Source organism: Bradyrhizobium uaiense (assembly GCF_010811875.1).
GTDB classification, from domain to species: Bacteria; Pseudomonadota; Alphaproteobacteria; order Rhizobiales; family Xanthobacteraceae; genus Bradyrhizobium; species Bradyrhizobium uaiense.
In genome coordinates, this window is record NZ_VKHP01000478.1 from 1 (window position 1) to 1,818 (window position 1,818).

At 63.6% G+C, this 1,818-nt stretch carries 3 protein-coding genes; all 3 read left to right on the forward strand.

Features of this window, described 5'->3' with window-relative positions:
- A partial coding sequence (locus tag FNJ47_RS45905; protein ID WP_163163373.1) for an enoyl-CoA hydratase-related protein occupies positions 1 to 600 on the forward strand: 600 nt, incomplete at its 5' end.
- A gap of 29 nt (positions 601 to 629) precedes the next feature.
- Positions 630 to 1,565, forward strand: a complete 936-nt coding sequence (locus FNJ47_RS45910; RefSeq protein ID WP_283811391.1) for an alpha/beta fold hydrolase — start codon at positions 630 to 632, stop codon at positions 1,563 to 1,565.
- 10 nt (positions 1,566 to 1,575) lie between these two features.
- Positions 1,576 to 1,818, forward strand: a 243-nt coding sequence (locus FNJ47_RS45915; protein ID WP_175068521.1) for a CoA transferase, incomplete at its 3' end; no start/stop codon positions are given.

Below are 1,818 nucleotides of genomic sequence, written 5' to 3' on the forward strand. Positions count from 1 at the left end.
TTCATTGCCGGCGCCGACATCGGAGAGCTCGCCCATGCCGACGCCTATGAGGCTGAGGAATCGAGCCGCTTCGGCCAGGAGGTTCTGAGCCTTGTCGAAAATCTCGGTAAGCCCGTGATCGCGGCGATCAATGGCTTTGCGCTCGGCGGCGGTTGCGAGACAGCGATGGCCTGTACGATCCGGATCGCTGCCGAGCATGCCAAGTTCGGCCAGCCGGAAGTCAAGCTTGGTTTGCTGCCCGGCGGTGGCGGCACGCAGCGCCTGCCGCGGCTGGTCGGCAAGGGCCGCGCGCTCCAGCTCATCCTGACCGGCGAGACGATTTCGGCGCAGGAGGCCTACCGCATCGGACTGGTCAATGAGGTCGTTCCCGCAGCGAACTTGATCGCGCGAGCGGAGGCGATCCTGAGGCAGATTTCGGCCAACGCGCCGATCGCCGTGAAGTTCTCGCTGGAAGTCGCGAATAAGGGTCTCGATACGAGTCAGACCGAGGGATTCGCACTGGAAGCTTCCTACTTCGGAATCTGCGCCGCAACCGAGGACAAGAAGGAAGGCACCTCCGCATTCCTCGAGAAGCGGGCGCCGCAATTCCACGGACGCTGAAGCACGAACTCGGATGACTGATCATGGCAATGTCAAGCAGGCTGCCGCTTCCCGACGCCGAATTCCGCCTGACTAGCGCCGACGGTCTATGCATCGGGTGCGCCCGTTGGGATAGCCGCGGTCCAACACGCGGTGTCGTCCAGATCGCCCACGGCATGGGCGAGCATCTGCGGCGCTACACCGAAACTATCGATCGTATGATATCAGCGGGGCTCACCGTTTACGGTAACGATCACCGCGGACATGGGCTCTCCGCGCGCTCGGCTGAGCATCTGGGCGATTTCGGCGACGGCGGCTTTGAGCTCCTGGTTGCCGACATGCTGCGCCTCACCGAACTCATCCGCGATGAAAATCCCGACGTCCCCCTGCTCTTGTTCGGCCATAGCATGGGTTCCTTCGCCGCCCAGCGCTACGTGATCGACCATAGCCACGAGATCGATGGCCTCATCCTGTCCGGATCCGGTGCGCTCGATGGGCTCGCGCGTCTGGCAAGCGCCGCAGCGCCAGGCGCGAACCTCCTCAATGCCGCCTTCGAGCCGGCACGAACCCCGTTCGACTGGCTGAGCCGCGATGAGGCCGTCGTGGACGCCTTCATCAACGATCCCCTTTGCTTTGCGGCGCTGCAGCCGGATTCACTCGCGTCGTTTATCGGTTCGGCGCCTCGCCTCACCGATCCCCTCGCGCTGTCCAAGATCCGTCGCGGCCTGCCGGTCTATCTGTTCTCGGGCAGCGAGGATCCCGTTGGCCAGCACCTGACCGGCGTGAAGCTGCTGATCGAGCGCTACCAGGGCGCCGGCCTGCGCGACCTCGCCTTCGATTTCTACACCGGCGGCCGCCACGAGATGCTCAACGAGACCAACCGTCGCGACGTTCAGACCCGCCTGCTCGACTGGATTTCGCGCCTGCTCGACCGGCTGGGCGTCTACGCCGATCATTTTTCCATCGCGCATCAACTGCAACGCTGAGGAGACGGCAATGTCCACCGACAACATCTTTTCCGGCCTGAAGGTCGTGGATCTCGCGAGCTTCATTGCCGGTCCCGGAGCCGCCGTCATCCTCTCCGATTTCGGGGCCGATGTCATCAAGGTCGAGCCACCGAGCGGCGACACCTGGCGGATCGGATACAAAATTCCTCCGCAGCCCCGCGCCAAGGACAACTATCCCTGGCATCTCAACAATCGCAACAAGCGGAGCCTGACGCTCGACCTGAAGTCGCCG